The organism is Novosphingobium nitrogenifigens DSM 19370 (assembly GCF_000192575.1).
In the GTDB taxonomy this organism is placed as follows: domain Bacteria; phylum Pseudomonadota; class Alphaproteobacteria; order Sphingomonadales; family Sphingomonadaceae; genus Novosphingobium; species Novosphingobium nitrogenifigens.
In genome coordinates this window covers 408,994-424,751 of the sequence record NZ_GL876926.1, presented here as the reverse complement: position 1 = coordinate 424,751, position 15,758 = coordinate 408,994, and the positions used below count along the sequence as shown (strand labels likewise).

The 15,758-nt window shown below is 64.9% G+C and carries 13 protein-coding genes and 1 pseudogene; 6 read left to right on the top strand and 8 right to left on the bottom strand.

Features of this window, described 5'->3' with window-relative positions:
* Window positions 1-11: 11 nt before the first annotated feature.
* From Y88_RS02270 to Y88_RS02245, 6 genes are all read right to left on the bottom strand, one after another.
* The gene (locus Y88_RS02270) at window positions 12-1,781 is read right to left on the bottom strand and encodes a hypothetical protein (protein ID WP_008065871.1); all 1,770 of its coding nucleotides are present in this window, start codon (window positions 1,779-1,781) and stop codon (window positions 12-14) included.
* 5 nt (window positions 1,782-1,786) lie between these two features.
* Entirely contained in the window at window positions 1,787-2,938 is a 1,152-nt protein-coding gene (locus Y88_RS02265) for an AAA family ATPase (RefSeq protein ID WP_008065868.1), read from the bottom strand.
* A 28-nt stretch (window positions 2,939-2,966) separates the two neighbouring features.
* Window positions 2,967-4,484, bottom strand: coding sequence for an XrtA system polysaccharide chain length determinant (locus tag Y88_RS02260; protein WP_008065866.1), 1,518 nt, complete (start codon window positions 4,482-4,484; stop codon window positions 2,967-2,969).
* A 14-nt stretch (window positions 4,485-4,498) separates the two neighbouring features.
* Window positions 4,499-5,116: an XrtA/PEP-CTERM system exopolysaccharide export protein gene (locus Y88_RS02255; RefSeq protein ID WP_036500034.1), complete on the bottom strand. Its 618-nt coding sequence runs from the start codon at window positions 5,114-5,116 to the stop codon at window positions 4,499-4,501.
* A gap of 299 nt (window positions 5,117-5,415) precedes the next feature.
* Window positions 5,416-6,687, bottom strand: a complete 1,272-nt coding sequence (locus Y88_RS02250; RefSeq protein ID WP_008065862.1) for a pyridoxal-dependent decarboxylase, exosortase A system-associated — start codon at window positions 6,685-6,687, stop codon at window positions 5,416-5,418.
* Window positions 6,684-8,216: an acyl-CoA ligase (AMP-forming), exosortase A system-associated gene (locus Y88_RS02245; protein ID WP_026166763.1), complete on the bottom strand. Its 1,533-nt coding sequence runs from the start codon at window positions 8,214-8,216 to the stop codon at window positions 6,684-6,686. Before Y88_RS02245 ends, Y88_RS02250 begins: the two co-directional genes overlap by 4 nt.
* 52 nt (window positions 8,217-8,268) lie before the next feature.
* On the opposite strand from Y88_RS02245, the gene Y88_RS02240 reads away from it, so the two are divergent.
* The 4 genes from Y88_RS02240 to Y88_RS02225 are packed head-to-tail and all read left to right on the top strand — an operon-like array spanning window position 8,269 to window position 11,143.
* A complete protein-coding gene (locus Y88_RS02240) occupies window positions 8,269-9,345 on the top strand; it encodes a GNAT family N-acetyltransferase (protein ID WP_008065857.1) in 1,077 nt (358 codons plus the stop codon).
* 18 nt (window positions 9,346-9,363) lie between these two features.
* Window positions 9,364-9,633, top strand: coding sequence for a hypothetical protein (locus Y88_RS02235; protein ID WP_008065855.1), 270 nt, complete (start codon window positions 9,364-9,366; stop codon window positions 9,631-9,633).
* Window positions 9,621-10,301 (top strand): alpha/beta hydrolase family protein, encoded by a 681-nt coding sequence (locus Y88_RS02230; RefSeq protein ID WP_008065852.1) that lies wholly within the window; start codon window positions 9,621-9,623, stop codon window positions 10,299-10,301. The genes Y88_RS02235 and Y88_RS02230 overlap by 13 nt, the downstream gene beginning before the upstream one ends.
* Window positions 10,298-11,143: a hydrolase 1, exosortase A system-associated gene (locus Y88_RS02225; protein ID WP_008065850.1), complete on the top strand. Its 846-nt coding sequence runs from the start codon at window positions 10,298-10,300 to the stop codon at window positions 11,141-11,143. The genes Y88_RS02230 and Y88_RS02225 overlap by 4 nt, the downstream gene beginning before the upstream one ends.
* Window positions 11,144-11,156: 13 nt before the next feature.
* On the opposite strand, the gene trxB is transcribed toward Y88_RS02225, so the two are convergent.
* A complete protein-coding gene (trxB, locus tag Y88_RS02220) occupies window positions 11,157-12,110 on the bottom strand; it encodes a thioredoxin-disulfide reductase (protein WP_008065847.1) in 954 nt (317 codons plus the stop codon).
* 64 nt (window positions 12,111-12,174) lie between these two features.
* Entirely contained in the window at window positions 12,175-13,383 is a 1,209-nt protein-coding gene (locus tag Y88_RS02215) for a M20 metallopeptidase family protein (RefSeq protein ID WP_018075238.1), read from the bottom strand.
* 198 nt (window positions 13,384-13,581) lie between these two features.
* On the opposite strand from Y88_RS02215, the gene ettA reads away from it, so the two are divergent.
* Window positions 13,582-15,261 (top strand): energy-dependent translational throttle protein EttA, encoded by a 1,680-nt coding sequence (gene ettA / locus Y88_RS02210; protein ID WP_008065842.1) that lies wholly within the window; start codon window positions 13,582-13,584, stop codon window positions 15,259-15,261.
* A gap of 300 nt (window positions 15,262-15,561) precedes the next feature.
* Window positions 15,562-15,758: pseudogene (locus Y88_RS19315) on the top strand (hypothetical protein); the annotation flags it as partial.

The following is a 15,758-nucleotide window of genomic DNA, read 5'->3' as shown; positions in this document are numbered from 1 at the left end:
AAATTTGCCCCTTAGCGGAAGATGTAGCGAAGCCCAAGCCGGGCAAGGATATCAAGTTCGTCCGGCGTCAGCTGGCGATTGACACCCTCGATGCCGAGCGAAGCCGTGCCAAGCAACTTTTCGGTGAACTGACGGTTGAGAGAACCGATCACCCCCCAGTTCGCCGCGTCGCCCGCATAAACCCGGTCGCTGCGATAAAGCGCGCCGAACGCGGTCAGCCCATAGCTCGATCGCTGATCAATGGGGCCGGAAATGCCTCCGGTCAGGTACCAGTTGCGATCGACGCGCCCGTTCGCCTCGGCCAGCACCGTGCCCGACGCAGCGATATAGCGACGCCATGCATATCCCGCGCCGACCATTGCGTGAACGTGTCCGAACTGCGTTCCATAGGCAATATTGACGCCGCGCCCGCGGAAAATCGACGACGCTGCCGAACCGAGCACGCCATTGACGCAACCGCCGCTACTTGTGCCAACAGCACAGCCGCCGATGTCCCCGGTAAAGGGATTGCGGGACACTTCGAAATCGGTCGGCAATTGCTGCACCGCATTGCCGATGCTGCTGCCGAAACCGGAAATCCCGTCATAGACCGAAACCGTCAGCGAACTGCGCCGGTCCGGGTTGTACGAAAACGACCCGTAATAGGTCATGCTGTCATAGCGGTGACCGACATAGAACGACGCATTGGTCCGCCGGCTGGGCCGCCACATGACCCCGACGTCCCAGGTCAGTCCGTCGGTTTCATAGGCCATCTTGCGCGGCTGGGTCATGTCGGTGACATAACGCCCATTGGCCCCGACCACAGGATTACCCGAACTGTCGCGCACGGCATCGCGCTGCGACACCTCGACACGCTCCCAACCGATGTCCCCTACCAGCGCCAGCGATCGCGTCAGCGGCTGAACAAGCTGAACGCCTGCGCGCCAGTCCAGCAGACGTTGATCGAGATTGGAGACATCCTCGCGCAGATAGCCCCCGTTCACGCCAAACCCGAACGGCAGCACCATTCCCGGTCGTACGCTCGCTGACAAAGAGCCCTGCTGCGACAGCGAGTGATCGAAGACGTCAAGCGCGCCGCCGCCGCTTGCCGGGACATAGGAATGCAGCGACCCTATCTCGGTATAGCCGACGCTGTACCCCGCATTGATGGCAACCACCCCGGCATGGGTGGTCAGCGCCGGGCCGCCATAGACCGACCAGATCTGTCCGGTCGAACCGTTGTTGGCGAGCGTGTTGAGCAAAGTACCCCCGGTCGGCGTGAACCCGGTCCGGGCGGCAAGGCCACCGACTTCGAAATAGAGCGTTCGCGGCAGGATCTCGCGCCGGACCCGGGCAAGCCCCGAGACCGCGTCCGAGCCACCGTGCGCGCCCGCTTCGAAAAAGCGATGTTCGTAGCGGATCGAGGCGGCGCCTTCGGTCCGGCGCCCGCCGAAACTGACATCCGCACCCGCGGCCAGCGTCGTATAAGTCACGACGTCGTCATAAGGGGTGAGTTCGGCAAGGAGGTCCTGATCGACTTCCAGATAAGGGCGGATCTTCGTGCGGCGTTGCGGCTTGATCGGCGAGCCGGGGCGACCTCCGGGGGCATGGGGCTGCTTTGCTGCCGAAGTGCCGTCGCCTTCGCCCGTCACGGTGTCGTCGCCGAGCCCGGTCGAGCCGTACGACAAGGTTCCGCCGGTAGCTGTGCCTGTCGTCTGGGCAAGCGCCGTCCCCGCCAGACACAGTGGAGCCAGCGCCATCAGCGCGTGCCTTCCGGCAATGCTGTGGTGGAGCCCCCGCATGTGACTTATTCCTTGTACCCGTAATACGTGCCGAACCGCCGCCCGGTCGGTGAAAACCGCGTGGCGTTGAGCAACAGCTTGATGTCCGCGCAACCCGAAAGAAGATTGATCGCATCGCGCAGAGCCGCTTCACCGGTCATGTCCGCGCGCACCACCATGACGGTCTGTCCGACATGCAGTGCCAGTTCGCTGGCAGGTGATGCGGCCAGAACCGGCGAGCTGTCGAAAATAACGATCCGGTTGGGCGAATGCGCCGTGAGTCGGGCCAGCACCTGACTGGTATGCGCCGAAGCCAGCAATTCAGTATCCACACCGCTCGCATTGCCCGCAGGCAGGACGAACAGGCCGGGAATGTCGGTGCCAAGAATGCAATCCTCGACCGCGACCTGCGGATCGGACAACGCATCGAGCAGCCCCGGACCACCGGGAAGCCCCAGTGTCGAAAGCACCGAAGGCTTGGCGAAATCGGCATCGACCAGAAGGACTTCGGTATCCTTTTCCGCCGCCATCGACAGCGCCAGATTGACCGCGCAAAACGTCTTGCCCTCGCCGGGCAAGGCGGAGGAAACCAGAATGCGCTCACCGCGCGGCAATCCGCGTCCGGCCCGCGATTCAGCCGCAGCCAGCAGCAATTGCCGCTTGATGATGCGGAATTCTTCGAGAAGCCCGGTCACCGGGCCTTCGGGCTCGAGCAGCCCCTGTTCGCGCAAGTGACGTCGATCGATCGCATGGAACGTGCCGCGAAAGACCTGCGTGGCCGGGCGCCCTTCGATACCCGACACCGCAACCCCGGTCTGCGTCTGGGTCTGCAGGGCGGGCGCTGGAAAATCGGCGTGGAGCGACTGGAACGGCCCCGGTCCGGGCAACGGCACATCAAGCGCGACCGGCGCTGGCTTTGCCTCAGGCGCGGGCATGACTTCAGGAGCCGTCTGGGGTGCAGGCTGAAATTCAGGCCGAAGTTCAGGCTGGGGACGCGCAACCGGCTCGGTCGGGATCGGCTCGGCGACCGGCGGCAACGGCGCGACGGGCGTCGAAAGATGCAGCCAGCTTTCGGCTCCCCCCGCCCGCTCGATCAGCGAGGGCGCCCCCGACTTGCGACGGCGCGGATGAGCAGGGCGCGAAGGCTTGCCCTGGGGGATGCGGGTCTGGTCGGTCATCGCTTCACGTGCCTCCTTGCTCGTCAGCTCAGGCCACCAGACGGCGTTTCATGAATTCAAGCGCCAGCAAGACCGCCAGCACCAGCACCAGCCCGGCGACACCGCCACCGAACCATTTGACCTGCCGCCACTGCTGCACGCGACCGGCATGGGTCAGGGCCAGCGTCACCGATCCAAGGACCGGCAATCCGACCGCCCGTTCCAACTGCGCCGTCGTGCCGAAGCTGCCGCGCAGATAGCCGACCGCATAAGCGACACCGCAACCCGCAGCGATCCCGACCGCCAGCACCGCCATCAGCAGCAACGGACGATTGGGGGCAGACGGTCCGCGCGGCGAGGTCGGCGGGTCGATCACTTCGAACTTGATCGCATCGCGTTCGTTCTCGACTTGCCCGCGCAGACGCAGCGCTTCGCGGTCGCGCAGCAGCTTGTCATACTGTTCCTTGAGCACGTCGTAGTCTCGATTGATCCGCGAGGCTTCGGCCGCGACCGCCGGTTCGCTGTATTGCTGCGTCGTGAGCTGGGTAATGTCCTGCTCAAGCGAAGCCTTGCGCGCCTGCAGCGCGACGACGCTCGCCTGCCGGTCCGCCTTGATCGATTGCAGCGAGGAATAGGCAGGATTGGGCGTGCCGCCGTGTCCGCCTTCGCTCGCCGCCGCGCGAGTGAGCTGTGCGATCTGCGCCTTGAGCGCGATGACGTCAGGATGGCTGTCGGTCAGGCCCCGCGCGCGCATGGCGCCAAGGTCCACTTCAGCCTGCGCCAAGGCGCCCTTGGCCCCGCCGCTCGTCCCGGGAATAGCGATCGTCGGAGGAATGGAGGCCAATTGCCCGTTGATCGAACCAAGCGCGCCTTCGGCGGCGATGAGATCGGATTCGACCCCGCGCAATTCGCCCCGCGTGGCTTCGAGCCGGGCACTGACAGTGCCCGCCCCTTGCGCGGCTGCCGGGTTCTTCGCCTCGAACTGCTGGCGCTTCTGCTCGGCGGCTTCGAGGTCGCGCTGACGATCGGCAAGCTGCTGGTCCATGAAGGCGAGCGTGTCGCTCATCTCGCCGCGCCCACCCGCCAGGTTTTCCTCGCGAAAGATGTCGATCATCTTCTGCGCGATGTCCTGCGCAAGCTTGGCGTTCTGCGCGTCGGTATATCCCCCGCTGCCCGAAGTCGCGGCGATCTCGAACAGGTTGTCCTGCTGGCTCGTGACTTTCACAGCCTTGGACAGCGACGCAACCGCGCCTTCCATCTGCTTTTCGGTGGAAACCTTTTCGCCCAGACGGGTCGCGCGCACGACCTTTTCCAGATTGACCGCACTGGTCAGCGTCTGCCGCACGCGATCGATGTCGCGGTGACGATCCGCGCCGATGCCGATCTGGTCGGACAGCACATCGTCGAGCTGCACGAAAATGCGGGCATGCGATTCGTACTGATTGGGAATGGTCGTGACCATCAGCCAACCGCCCAGACAGACGAGCCAGGCTACCCCGAGCGCAAGCCAGCGCCGGTTCCAGATACTGAACAGCGCAATGCGCAATTGATCCTGAAGACTGGCCATCCCCGCCCCGCCGTTCAGAACGCGCTTTCGGGGATGATAATCACATCGCCCGGCATCAGCATGACATTGGCGCGCGTGTCACCCTTGCGCAGAAGATCGCTGATCTTGATCGCGTATTCCTTCTGCTTGCCGGTCTGCTTGTCGAACCGGACCAGCCGGGCACGGTTGCCCGCCGCATATTCCGACAGGCCGCCGACCGCGATCATCGCATCGAGCAAGGTCATGTTGGCACGATAGGGCAGCGAGGCGGGCTTTTCGGTAGCACCGACCACGCGGACCTGCTGGCTATACGTGCCCGAGAACTTGTTGACGATGACCGAGACGATAGGTTCCTGAATATACTGCGAAAGCTGCAGCCGGATGTCCTCGGCGAGCATCGAGGGCGTCTTGCCCACGGCAGGCATGTCGGTGATCAGCGGCGTCGTGATGCGGCCATCGGGGCGCACCTGCACATTCGCGCCCAGTTCCGGGTTGCGCCAGACGAAGATGGTCAGATCGTCGAGCGGGCCAATCACATAGTCCTCGCCCGGCCCTTCCTGCAGCGCGACGAACGAGGCCGGAGGCAACTGCGCGGTAGGACGCGAACCGGAACAGCCCGACAGGGTCAGGGCAGCCGCAACCGTCGCGGTCATGGCCACGGCGCTGCCCCGACGCACCGCGCGTCCAAAGCCGTCAGAGTGGACATTGCTCGACATCGACCATCCTTTGCAAACGCGCTTGCCGCCCCATCGATCCCCTGCTCGGATCTCTACCGGATCCGGTTGTCCCGACTGTCTTGCAATGAGACGGGAGAGACGAACATCTACGGTCCGATATGGGGAAAAAGGGTGAAGATACCGTTTAGACTCTTCTCCCCCCCGGCCCCGCTGGCAAGCGGAAACCACCCCGCACCGCAAGATCGTCCTGTTTCAGGACAGATCGCAAGAACGGATCATGCACCAAGACCAGGAATTTCGTCCTCGTGCCCCACCAATACTTGCCGCGCGGGGCCATGTCCCAGAAATTCCGACGGGCTCGCACTGGCCCCATAAGCTCCGGCACAGAACAGCGCTACAAGATCGCCGGGTTCCGCGTGCGGCAAGGCAAGCGCGTCGCCAAGACGGTCGAGCGGCGTGCACAGGCACCCCACGACATGCGCAACTTCCTCGGCCGGAGCGGCAAAACGGGTGGCGACGGCACACGGATAGTTGCGACGGATGATGCTGCCGAAATTCCCGCTGGCGGCAAGCTGATGATGCAACCCGCCATCGACGACGAGGAACGTCTCGCCCCGGCTGATCTTGCGATCGAGAATTTCGGTGAGATAGACCCCCGCTTCACCGACCAGCCAGCGCCCCAGTTCGAGAACGAAGCGTGTCTGCGCGAGCGACGCGGGCAAGGATGCCAGCCTTTCGGCCAGTTCGGCACCAATCCTGTCGATGTCTAGCGGGTGCTGTCCGTGGAAATAGGGAATGCCAAAACCACCGCCCAGATTGCACACCGGCACCGCGACACCAGCTGCGTCGGCCAGCCGGGCCACGCAATCGATCGTTGCCGCTTGGGCAGCGGCAATCGCCTCGCTGTCGAGCGACTGGCTTCCCGCATAGACGTGGAAGCCGCGCCACTCGGCCCCGGACGCGACGATCCGCCGGACGAGATCGGGGACCTGATCCGCGTCGATCCCGAATGGTCGGGCGCCTCCGCCCATGCGCATGCCTGCGCCCGCCAGTTCGAAATCGGGATTGACCCGGATCGCCAGCCGCGGCGCAATGCCGAGACGCGCACCAACCTCGATCGCCCGGTCGAGTTCGCGTGGCGATTCAAGATGCAGCGTGACCCCGGCCTTCACTGCCTCGACCATTTCCCCGTCACGCTTGCCCGGTCCGGCAAAGCCGATCCGGGCGCCGGAAATGCCCACCGATGTCAGCAGAGCGAGTTCACCGCCCGATGCGATGTCGAACCCATCGACATGCCCGGCCATGAACGCGAGCAAAGGCGCAAAGGGATTGGCCTTGACCGCATAATGGATGCCCAGCTCCGACGGCATCGCGGCGCGCAAGGCCGCCACGCGCCCGGCAATCCGGCCCGCGTCATAAACGAACAGCGGCGTCCCGCCCGCACTTGCGACCAGATCGCGCGCACCGACCCCGGCAATGACCAGCTCGCCATGATGCGCGACATAGCCGGGCGGGATCGGCCCCATCGGTTTCTCGGACAGCGTCATGATCGGACCTTATCGAGCAAAGCCGATAATTCCCGGTAAAGCCCCTCGCGATCGCATTTGCCGTTGGGATTGACCGGCAGACGCTCGCGCCAGTGAACCGCGCGGGGAACCATGAAATTGGGCAAGGTGCGCGTCATCGCCGCGATCACGGCCGCGCTGTCACCCACGCCGCACGCGACGAGATGAATGGCCTGCCCCAGCGCGTCATCTGGCAACCCGAGCGCGACGACATCTCCGACCAGTCCCGTCGCAAGGGCGGCCTCCTCCACCTCTTGCGGGCTGACACGATTTCCGGCGGTCTTGATCATCGCATCGCGGCGTCCGACGAAATGGAGAAGCCCTTCGCCATCGCGACGAACGCGGTCTCCCGACCAGACGGCCATGCCTCCCACGCGAGAAAACACGGGAGCCGGACGAAACCGCTCGGCGGTACGAACGGGATCGCGCCAATAGCCTTGCGCGACCAGCGGCCCGGCATGGACAAGCTCGCCCTCTTCGTCGGGACCGGCCTGCGTACCGTCATCGCGGACCACCATGACTTCGGCAAAGGGAATGGCATTGCCGATCGAAGTCGGATGATCGTCGATCAGCGCGGGATCGAGAAAGGTCGACCGAAACGCTTCGGTCAGCCCGTACATTGCGTAAAGGTCAGCCGTCGGGAACAGTTCCCGCAAACGCCGCACCAGCCCTTCGTGCAAGGCGCCGCCGCTATTGGTCAGACGCCGCATTCCCCGCACCGCCTCGTCCGGCCAGTCGAGCCCGGCCAGTTGCTGCCACAAGGGCGGAACCCCCGCGAGCGTCGTGATCCCATGCCGCGCAACCGCCCGCACCAGATCGCGCGGGAGCAGGTAATCGTGCGGCACCACCGCAGCCCCGGCATACCAGGTCGAGAGCAACTGGTTCTGGCCATAGTCGAACGAGAAAGGCAGCACCGCCAGAACCCGGTCATCGGCGGCAAGGCGCAAGTAATGCGCGACGCTCACGGCGCCCAGCCAGAGATTGGCGTGGCTGAGCATCACCCCTTTGGGACGCCCGGTTGACCCGCTGGTATAGAGCAGTGCCGCCAGCGTGTCGGGCAATGCCGAGGACGGAGGCAGAATGGGCGCCGCATCGAGCACGGCAAGGACCTCACCATCCTCGATCGCAATGGCTTCGCCGAAATCCCCCGGCTCAAGCGTCGCCAGCCGTCCGGCATTGGCGATCAGCAGGACCGCCCCCGCATCCCCCACGATATGCGCGACTTGCGCCCGCTTGAGCAGCGGATTGATCGGCACATGGACCAACCCTGCCCGCGCCGCCGCCAGCGGCATCAGCGCGGCAAGCTCGCCTTTGGGCAACCATGTGGCGACCCTCGCGCCCGATCCGGTACCGGCCACGCTTGCCAACCAACCGGCAAGCTGGCCTATACGTCGATTTAACCCGGCGTAGTCCATGACTTGCCCAGCCAGCACCAATGCCGGGGCATCATCAGCCCCGCAAAGGGCGAGATGGTCGAGCGGCCGTGGTTCGGGATCCGGTATCCGGGGCAAGCGGCAAGGCTCCGTGACGAATGGGGCAACAGGACAGGCAGGAACTCGGGGTTTGCACAGGGTCTATCACGCCGATCTCGCGCAAGCGCAAGCAGACCCCGCCCTTGCCGCGCTTTTCGCAGCCGGGCCGCGCACGACGCCGTTCGATCGGCTCGACTGGTTCCGCCTTTTGGGCGAAGAATGCCTTGCCCCAAGTCCGTCATTCCTCGCCGTTGCGCGCGAGGGCGATGCGGTAGCCGCGCTGCCGCTCTGCCGCGACCGCCTCGGGCTCTCCGCAATGGCGAACTGGTACAGCTTCATCGCCCGGCCCTACTGGACGGCGGATGGTGCGCCGCTGCTGGCCGCCATCCTTGGCGACCTTGCGCGCGAGGGCGCCTTGTCGTTCGCCCCCCTGCCGCGATCGGAAGCCGCGATCATGCTCACGGCCGCCCGCAAGGCAGGCTGGATCGGCTGGTTGAGCCAGACCGACAGCAACCATATCGTTTCGACACGCGGCCGCGATTTCGCAACGTGGTGGGCCCAGCGTCCCGGCGCCCTGCGCGAAACGGTCCGGCGCAAGCAGCGCAAGGGGCGTGTCGCGATCCGCATCTCCCGCGAATTCTCGGCCACCGACTTGGCTGCCGACTGGGCCGCCTATGAGGCGGTCTATGCCCGGAGCTGGAAACCCGAAGAAGGCCAGCCCGCGTTCCTGCGCCGCTTTGCCATGGCCGAGGCAGCAGCGGGACGCTTGCGGATCGGCCTTGCGACGATCGACGGCCAGCCCGTTGCGGCCCAGTTCTGGACCGTCGAAAACGGAACCGCGTACATCCACAAGCTCGCCCACGACGACCGCGCCCGTGCCCAATCACCGGGAACCCTGCTCAGCCACGCCCTGTTCGCCATGGCGTTCGACGAGGATCGCGTCGCCATGGTCGACTTCGGCACCGGCGATGATCCCTACAAGCGAGACTGGACCGAAGACGTCCGCCCGCGCTATCGGCTCGAAGCCTTTCATCCCCGTGCCCTGGCGCATTGGCCCCGCCTTGCCCGCCTCTGCGCACGGCGGCTTCTGCGCCCCCGCGATTTTGCCGCCCTACCATCGCCCGACTTGTTCGGAACCGACCGGCCGCATAAGGCGATCGGGCGATAAGCAAGGAAATCCACGCGCTTGGACAACGCTGTATCCTCTCCCGATCTCGCCTTGCGCGAAGTGCTCGACGCCGTGCTGGCGCTTGGGACCGCAAGGCTTGCGGCGCTTGGGACCGACAGCCCCTTGTTCGGCGCCATTCCCGAGCTCGATTCCATGGCGATCGCCACGCTGTTCGGTGCGATTGAAGAGCGTTTCGACCTGTTCCTCGACGATGACGCGATCAGTGCCGAAACGCTCGAGACCTACGGCACCCTGCTCGATTTCGTCCGCGCGCAATGCGGCTGCTGATCGATTCCTGGCCCTGCCCCGGACCGACGGGACAAAGCGTCGAATTCGCGCTGTCATTCGATCGCGGACGGGATCGCCGCCTGTTGATCGTGCCGCCGTTGTTGGAAGAGATGAACAGGACCCGGCGCATGTTGGCAACGACCATGCGCGAACTCGATGCGCGCGGGATCGACAGCTTCCTGCCCGACCTGCCCGGCACCAACGAAAGCCTTCAGAGCTTTTCTGCGCAAAGCCTCCACGGCTGGCGTACCGCCATGGCGCTGGCCGCCCGTCACTTTGCCGCCAACCGTGTCCTCGCCCTGCGCGGCGGGGCGCTCGTCTTTCCCAACACGCTGCCCGGATGGGTGCTCGAACCGGTCATGGGCGCAACTTTGCTGCGGCGAATGCTGCGCACGCGCGTGCTCGCCTCGCGTGAAGCCGGACGGCACGAAGACAGCGCCACTTTGCTTGCACAAGGACGCGAAGAAGGGATCGAGCTGGCCGGGTATTACCTCGGCCCCGCTCTTGTCGCGGGGCTGGAAAGCGCCCGTCCGCTCGACGAGGGGCAACGCGAGATCCGCATGACCGAACTGGGCGGAAGCGCGTTGTGGTTGCGCGCCGAACCGGGCGAGGATGCCGCGCAATCGGTGCGGCTTGCGCAAATCGTGGCAGAGGAATTCGACGCATGAGCCGCCGGGCCATCCCCTTTCCCTGCGCGCGGGCCATGCTGCACGGGATGCTCGATTGCGCTAATGCGCACGGCAGCACCGGATTGCTGATCGTCTCGGGCGGCAACGAAATCCGCGCCGGGTCCTTTGCCGGACAAGCCCACCTCGCCGATCGTCTTGCCGAGGAAGCAGGCGTGCCGGTGTTCCGCTTCGATCGGCGCGGGGTCGGCGACAGCGAGGGCGAAAATGCGTCGTGGCGGGGATCGCGCGACGACATTGCGGCCGCGCTCGCCGCCTTTCGCACATCCCAGCCCGGCCTGCGCCGGGTCATCGGTTTCGGCACCTGCGATGCAGCAAGCAGCCTGATGCTTCATGCGGCAACCTTGGCGAATGGGCCGACCGGCGGGTTCGACGGACTGGTGCTCGCCAATCCCTGGACCATCGACGAGACGGTCGAGGATGCCGAGGCGATCACCCATTCCCCGCAAGCCTTGCGACAGCGCTACCTTCGCCGTCTGGCTGATCCGCGCGCGCTCCTTCGCCTGCTGACCGGGCGCGTCAACCTGGGCCGGCTGGCTCGCGGCCTGGTCCATGCCAGCGGCCATGATGGCGAGCAGACGACCTCGGCGCTGGCCGCCTTGTTACACGACAGCCTTGCCGCGTTCGGGGGCCCAACAACGATCTTGGTCGCCAAGGGCGATCGCGTCGGACAGCGCTTCCTGTCCGACTGGCCCGCCGATGATCCCCGCGTCGTTCTTCACGACAGCAGCAGCCACAGCTTTGCCAATGATGAAGCAACAGCCAGCCGCGCGGGCGACTGGCTGTTCGAACGTCTGATCGAGGCTACGGCCTCGAGACACTAGGGCGTTTCAGGCCTCAGCCTTTCGCGGCTTCGAAATCGCGCTCGGCAAGGAAGCGTTCGGCATCGAGCGCGGCCATGCAGCCGGTTCCCGCCGCCGTCACCGCCTGACGATAGGTGTGGTCCATGACGTCGCCGCACGCAAAAACGCCGGGGATCGCGGTACGGGGCGTTCCAGCCTCGACAACGATATAGCCCGATGCATCGAGTTCCAGCTTGCCCTTGAACAGGTCGGTCGCGGGCGCATGGCCGATCGCGACGAACGCGCCGTCGGTCGCCACCTGCGACTTTTCGCCGGTCACGGTATCGACCAGTTCGACCGTCTGGAGCCCGGTTTCACCTGCGAAACGCTCGACCGCCTTGTTCCACAGCACGCTGACCTTGGGATGCGCGAACAGGCGATCCTGCAGGATCTTTTCAGCACGCAGCGAATCGCGACGATGGATCAGCACGACTTCGCTGGCATGGTTGGTAAGATAGAGCGCTTCCTCGACTGCGGTATTGCCGCCGCCGATCACCACGACCTTCTTGCCGCGATAGAAAAAGCCGTCGCAAGTGGCGCAGGCCGAAACGCCCTTGCCCGACATTTCCTGTTCGCCCGGCACACCCAGCCAGCGCGCCTGCGCGCCGGTCGCGATCACCAGCACGTCGCCTTCATAAACGTCGCCGCTGTCGCCGATGGCGCGGAACGGCCAGCCGTCAAACTGCACCTCGGTGATCGTGTCCCACAGCATCCGGGTGCCCACATGCTCGGCCTGAGCCTGCATTTCCTGCATCAGCCAGGGGCCCTGGATCACGTCGCGGAAACCGGGATAGTTCTCGACGTCCGTGGTGATGGTCAACTGCCCGCCCGGCTGAAGCCCCTGCACCACGATCGGCTCCATGCCTGCGCGCGCGCCATAGATCGCGGCAGTGAGACCGGCGGGGCCGGAACCGATGATAAGCATGCGGGTCTTGTGGGTGGTTGCCATGAATTCCTCCGTTCGGGCGCCAGATAGTCATCCCGCCCCGGAATTGCCAGTCTGGCCGCGCCCCTCAGGCAAACCCGTGCCCGAGGAACCGCTCGGCACACCCGGCAAGCAAGGCCGTCCCCACCGGAAGCACGCTTTCATCGACCATCATGCGCGGCGAATGGATGCCGCAGCAACTCGCCGGGTCCGCTTCGGAAGGAGCAACGCCAAGGAAGAACATCGCCCCCGGCACCTTTTCGAGGATATAGGCAAAGTCCTCTGCCCCCATGATCGGATGCGACAGGCGATGAAACCGCGCCGGGGCCCCCAGTCCGGACGCCACTGCTTCGCCAAGATCGACCGCGCGGGGATCACAGACCGTGACCGGAAACCCCTCGTGGATGGAGACCTTGGCAGCAAGGCCATGCGCCGTCGCGATCCCGCTGGCCAGCCGGACGAACGCCTCGTGCAACGCCATCCGGTTGCCGCCCGACAAGGTACGCATGGTTCCGCGCAGGATCGCGGTGTCGGGAATGACATTGTGCGCCGTGCCCGCGTGGATCTCGCTGACCGTGACGACGACCGGGTCGGACACCGGGAACCGCCGCGTCACCATCGCCTGGATTGCGGTCACGATCTCGCAGGCGACCGGCATCGGGTCGAGCGCCTGATGCGGCATCGACGCGTGACCGCCCTGCCCGGAAACGACGATCTCGAAGCGGTCTGCCGAAGCCATCAGCGGCCCCACACGCCCCGCGATCAACCCGTGCGGCTGATCGGGCATGATGTGGAGAGCAAAGGCAGCGCCCGGCAACGGATCGATCAGCCCGTCATCGAGCATGTAGCGCGCTCCATGCCAGCCTTCCTCGCCCGGCTGGAACATGAACAGCACTTCGCCCGCAAAACGGTCGCGGCTTGCGGCCAGAACCTCTGCCGCCCCAGCCAGCATCGCGACATGGGTATCGTGCCCACAGGCATGCATGGTCCCGGGAACGGTGGAAGCAAAAGCGAGCCCGGTTTCCTCTGCCATGGGCAAGGCATCGGTATCCCCACGCAAAAGGACCCGCCGCGTTTCGCCCTCGGCACGCGCGGTTCCGGTCAACCGTCCGACAAGGCCGGTGGTCGAGGGGCCCTCGCGCCATTCGATCGGCAGATGCGACAGCGCCTCGCGCACCTTGTCGCGCGTGCGGGGATTGGAAAGGCCCAGCTCCGGTTCGGCATGGATTGCCCGTCGCAAAGCCACGATACGGTCGGCAAAGCCCCTGGCTTCCTCGAGGATGGCGGCATGCAACACGGTATGGGTTCCTTTCTGCCAAGGACCAGGCCTTGCCCCCAAGCTCATAAATGGTGTCATCGAGGCGGCAAAGCGCGAATATGGGCGCCCCTCCGCCGACAACAACGGCCACGACCCTTGCAGGGGGGGCTTGCGCCCTGTAGAGCGCTGACCCCAAACAGTTAGCCAAAAAACCAGCCATACCCGCAAAGGACGCCCATGGCCGCCCAGTATGCCTACGTCATGAAGAACATGACGAAGACCTTTCCCGGTGCGCAGAAGCCGGTACTGAACAACATCAACCTGCAGTTCTACCAGGGCGCCAAGATCGGTATCGTCGGCCCCAACGGTGCGGGTAAGTCGACCCTGATCAAGATCATGGCCGGGATCGACACCGATTTCACGGGCGAAGCGTGGCCGGGTGAAAACATCACCGTCGGCTATCTCGAGCAGGAGCCCGAACTCGACCCGACCAAGACCGTCCTCGAAAACGTCAAGGACGGCGCGCGCGAAGTCGCGGATCTGGTCGATCGTTTCAACGAGATTTCCAACATCATGGCCGATCCGCCCGAAGACGCGGATTTCGACGCCCTGATGGAGGAAATGGGCGAGCTTCAGGGCAAGATCGACGCGGTCGACGGCTGGACGCTCGACAACCAGCTCGAAATCGCGATGGAAGCGCTGCGCTGCCCGCCTTCGGACTGGGCGGTGGAAAGCCTGTCGGGCGGTGAAAAGCGCCGCGTGGCCTTGACCCGCCTGCTGATCCAGAAGCCGTCGATCCTGCTGCTCGACGAACCGACCAACCACCTCGACGCCGAAAGCGTCGAATGGCTGGAAAACCACCTCAAGGAATATGCCGGCGCGGTGCTGATGATCACCCACGACCGCTACTTCCTCGACAACGTGGTGGGCTGGATCCTCGAACTCGACCGCGGAAAGTACTTCCCCTACGAAGGCAACTACTCGACCTACCTGGAAAAGAAGTCCAAGCGCCTCGAACAGGAAGATCGCGAAGCCTCGGGCCGCCAGAAGGCGATCAACGACGAACTCGAATGGATCCGTCAGGGGCCCAAGGGTCGCCAGACCAAGTCCAAGGCGCGTATCAAGAAGTTCGAGGAACTCGTCGCCGCGCAGGACAATCGTTCGCCCGGCAAGGCCCAGATCGTCATTCAGGTGCCCGAGCGCCTTGGCGGCAAGGTCATCGAGGCCAAGAACATCTCGAAGTCCTATGGCGACAAGCTGTTGTTCGAGGACCTGTCGTTCATCCTGCCCCCGGGCGGCATCGTCGGGGTGATCGGGCCGAACGGCGCGGGTAAGTCGACCCTGTTCAAGATCATCACCGGCAAGGAACAGCCCGACACCGGCACGATCGAGATCGGCTCGACCGTGCGTCTGGGCTATGTCGACCAGAGCCGCGACCACCTCGACCCGGCCAAGAACGTCTGGCAGGAAATCTCCGACGGCCTCGACTACATGAAGGTGAACGGACACGACATGTCCACCCGCGCCTATGTCGGCGCGTTCAACTTCAAGGGTCAGGACCAGCAGAAGAACGTCGGCAAGCTCTCGGGCGGTGAACGCAATCGCGTCCACATGGCCAAGATGCTCAAGACCGGCGGCAACGTGCTGCTGCTCGACGAACCGACCAACGACCTCGACGTCGAAACGCTGGCCGCGCTCGAAGAAGCGATCGAAAACTTCGCGGGCTGCGCCGTGGTCATCAGCCACGACCGCTTCTTCCTCGACCGTCTCGCTACGCACATCCTGGCCTTCGAAGGCAACAGCCACGTCGAATGGTTCGAAGGCAACTTCGCCATGTACGAAGAGGACAAGCGCCGCCGCCTCGGCGATGCCGCCGATCGTCCGACGCGCCTTGCCTACAAGAAGCTGACGCGCTGATCGTCCAGCCGGACGGACAGTTCGACACCGACGCAAGGCCTCGCTCCCTTAACCGGGATGCGGGGCCTTACTCGTTTTGGGCCCCATGTCGGCGCCCCACCCTCGACTTTCGTTCATATCGGGACACCCGAAGCTGAACATTTGCTATCCGCCGGTTCAGCATCGGTGCATGGTGAAAAGAGCATCTCCATGACTGGGAACCGACTCATGAAACCGGCCGATGCCGTCGTGAAATCGCCGGTTTCCGCGAAGAGAAATTCAACAGGGACCGCCCGGTGCAACGCCGTGGCCGGGAGACAGATGATGGGACAGAAAATCCGCTCGACATCGACCACGAACCGCACGGCCACTGCGCTCGGCCTCGCGGCTGCGGCACTTGCGCTGGTCGCGCTGCCCGGTGCCGCGATGGCAGAAGACCGCGGCCACGGCGGCGGCGGTGGTGGATGGGGCGGCGGCCAGCAAGGCGGCGGTCATGGCGGCGGTGGCTGGAGCGCTCC

Excerpts from the sequence above, each read along its gene's own strand:
- Y88_RS02270 (WP_008065871.1), bottom strand. The coding sequence starts at position 1,781 with ATGCGGGGGCTCCACCACAGCATTGCCGGAAGGCACGCGCTGATGGCG.
- Y88_RS02265 (WP_008065868.1), bottom strand. The coding sequence starts at position 2,938 with ATGACCGACCAGACCCGCATCCCCCAGGGCAAGCCTTCGCGCCCTGCT.
- Y88_RS02260 (WP_008065866.1), bottom strand. The coding sequence starts at position 4,484 with ATGGCCAGTCTTCAGGATCAATTGCGCATTGCGCTGTTCAGTATCTGG.
- Y88_RS02255 (WP_036500034.1), bottom strand. The coding sequence starts at position 5,116 with ATGACCGCGACGGTTGCGGCTGCCCTGACCCTGTCGGGCTGTTCCGGT.
- Y88_RS02250 (WP_008065862.1), bottom strand. The coding sequence starts at position 6,687 with ATGACGCTGTCCGAGAAACCGATGGGGCCGATCCCGCCCGGCTATGTC.
- Y88_RS02230 (WP_008065852.1), top strand. The coding sequence starts at position 9,621 with ATGCGGCTGCTGATCGATTCCTGGCCCTGCCCCGGACCGACGGGACAA.
- Y88_RS02225 (WP_008065850.1), top strand. The coding sequence starts at position 10,298 with ATGAGCCGCCGGGCCATCCCCTTTCCCTGCGCGCGGGCCATGCTGCAC.
- trxB (WP_008065847.1), bottom strand. The coding sequence starts at position 12,110 with ATGGCAACCACCCACAAGACCCGCATGCTTATCATCGGTTCCGGCCCC.
- ettA (WP_008065842.1), top strand. The coding sequence starts at position 13,582 with ATGGCCGCCCAGTATGCCTACGTCATGAAGAACATGACGAAGACCTTT.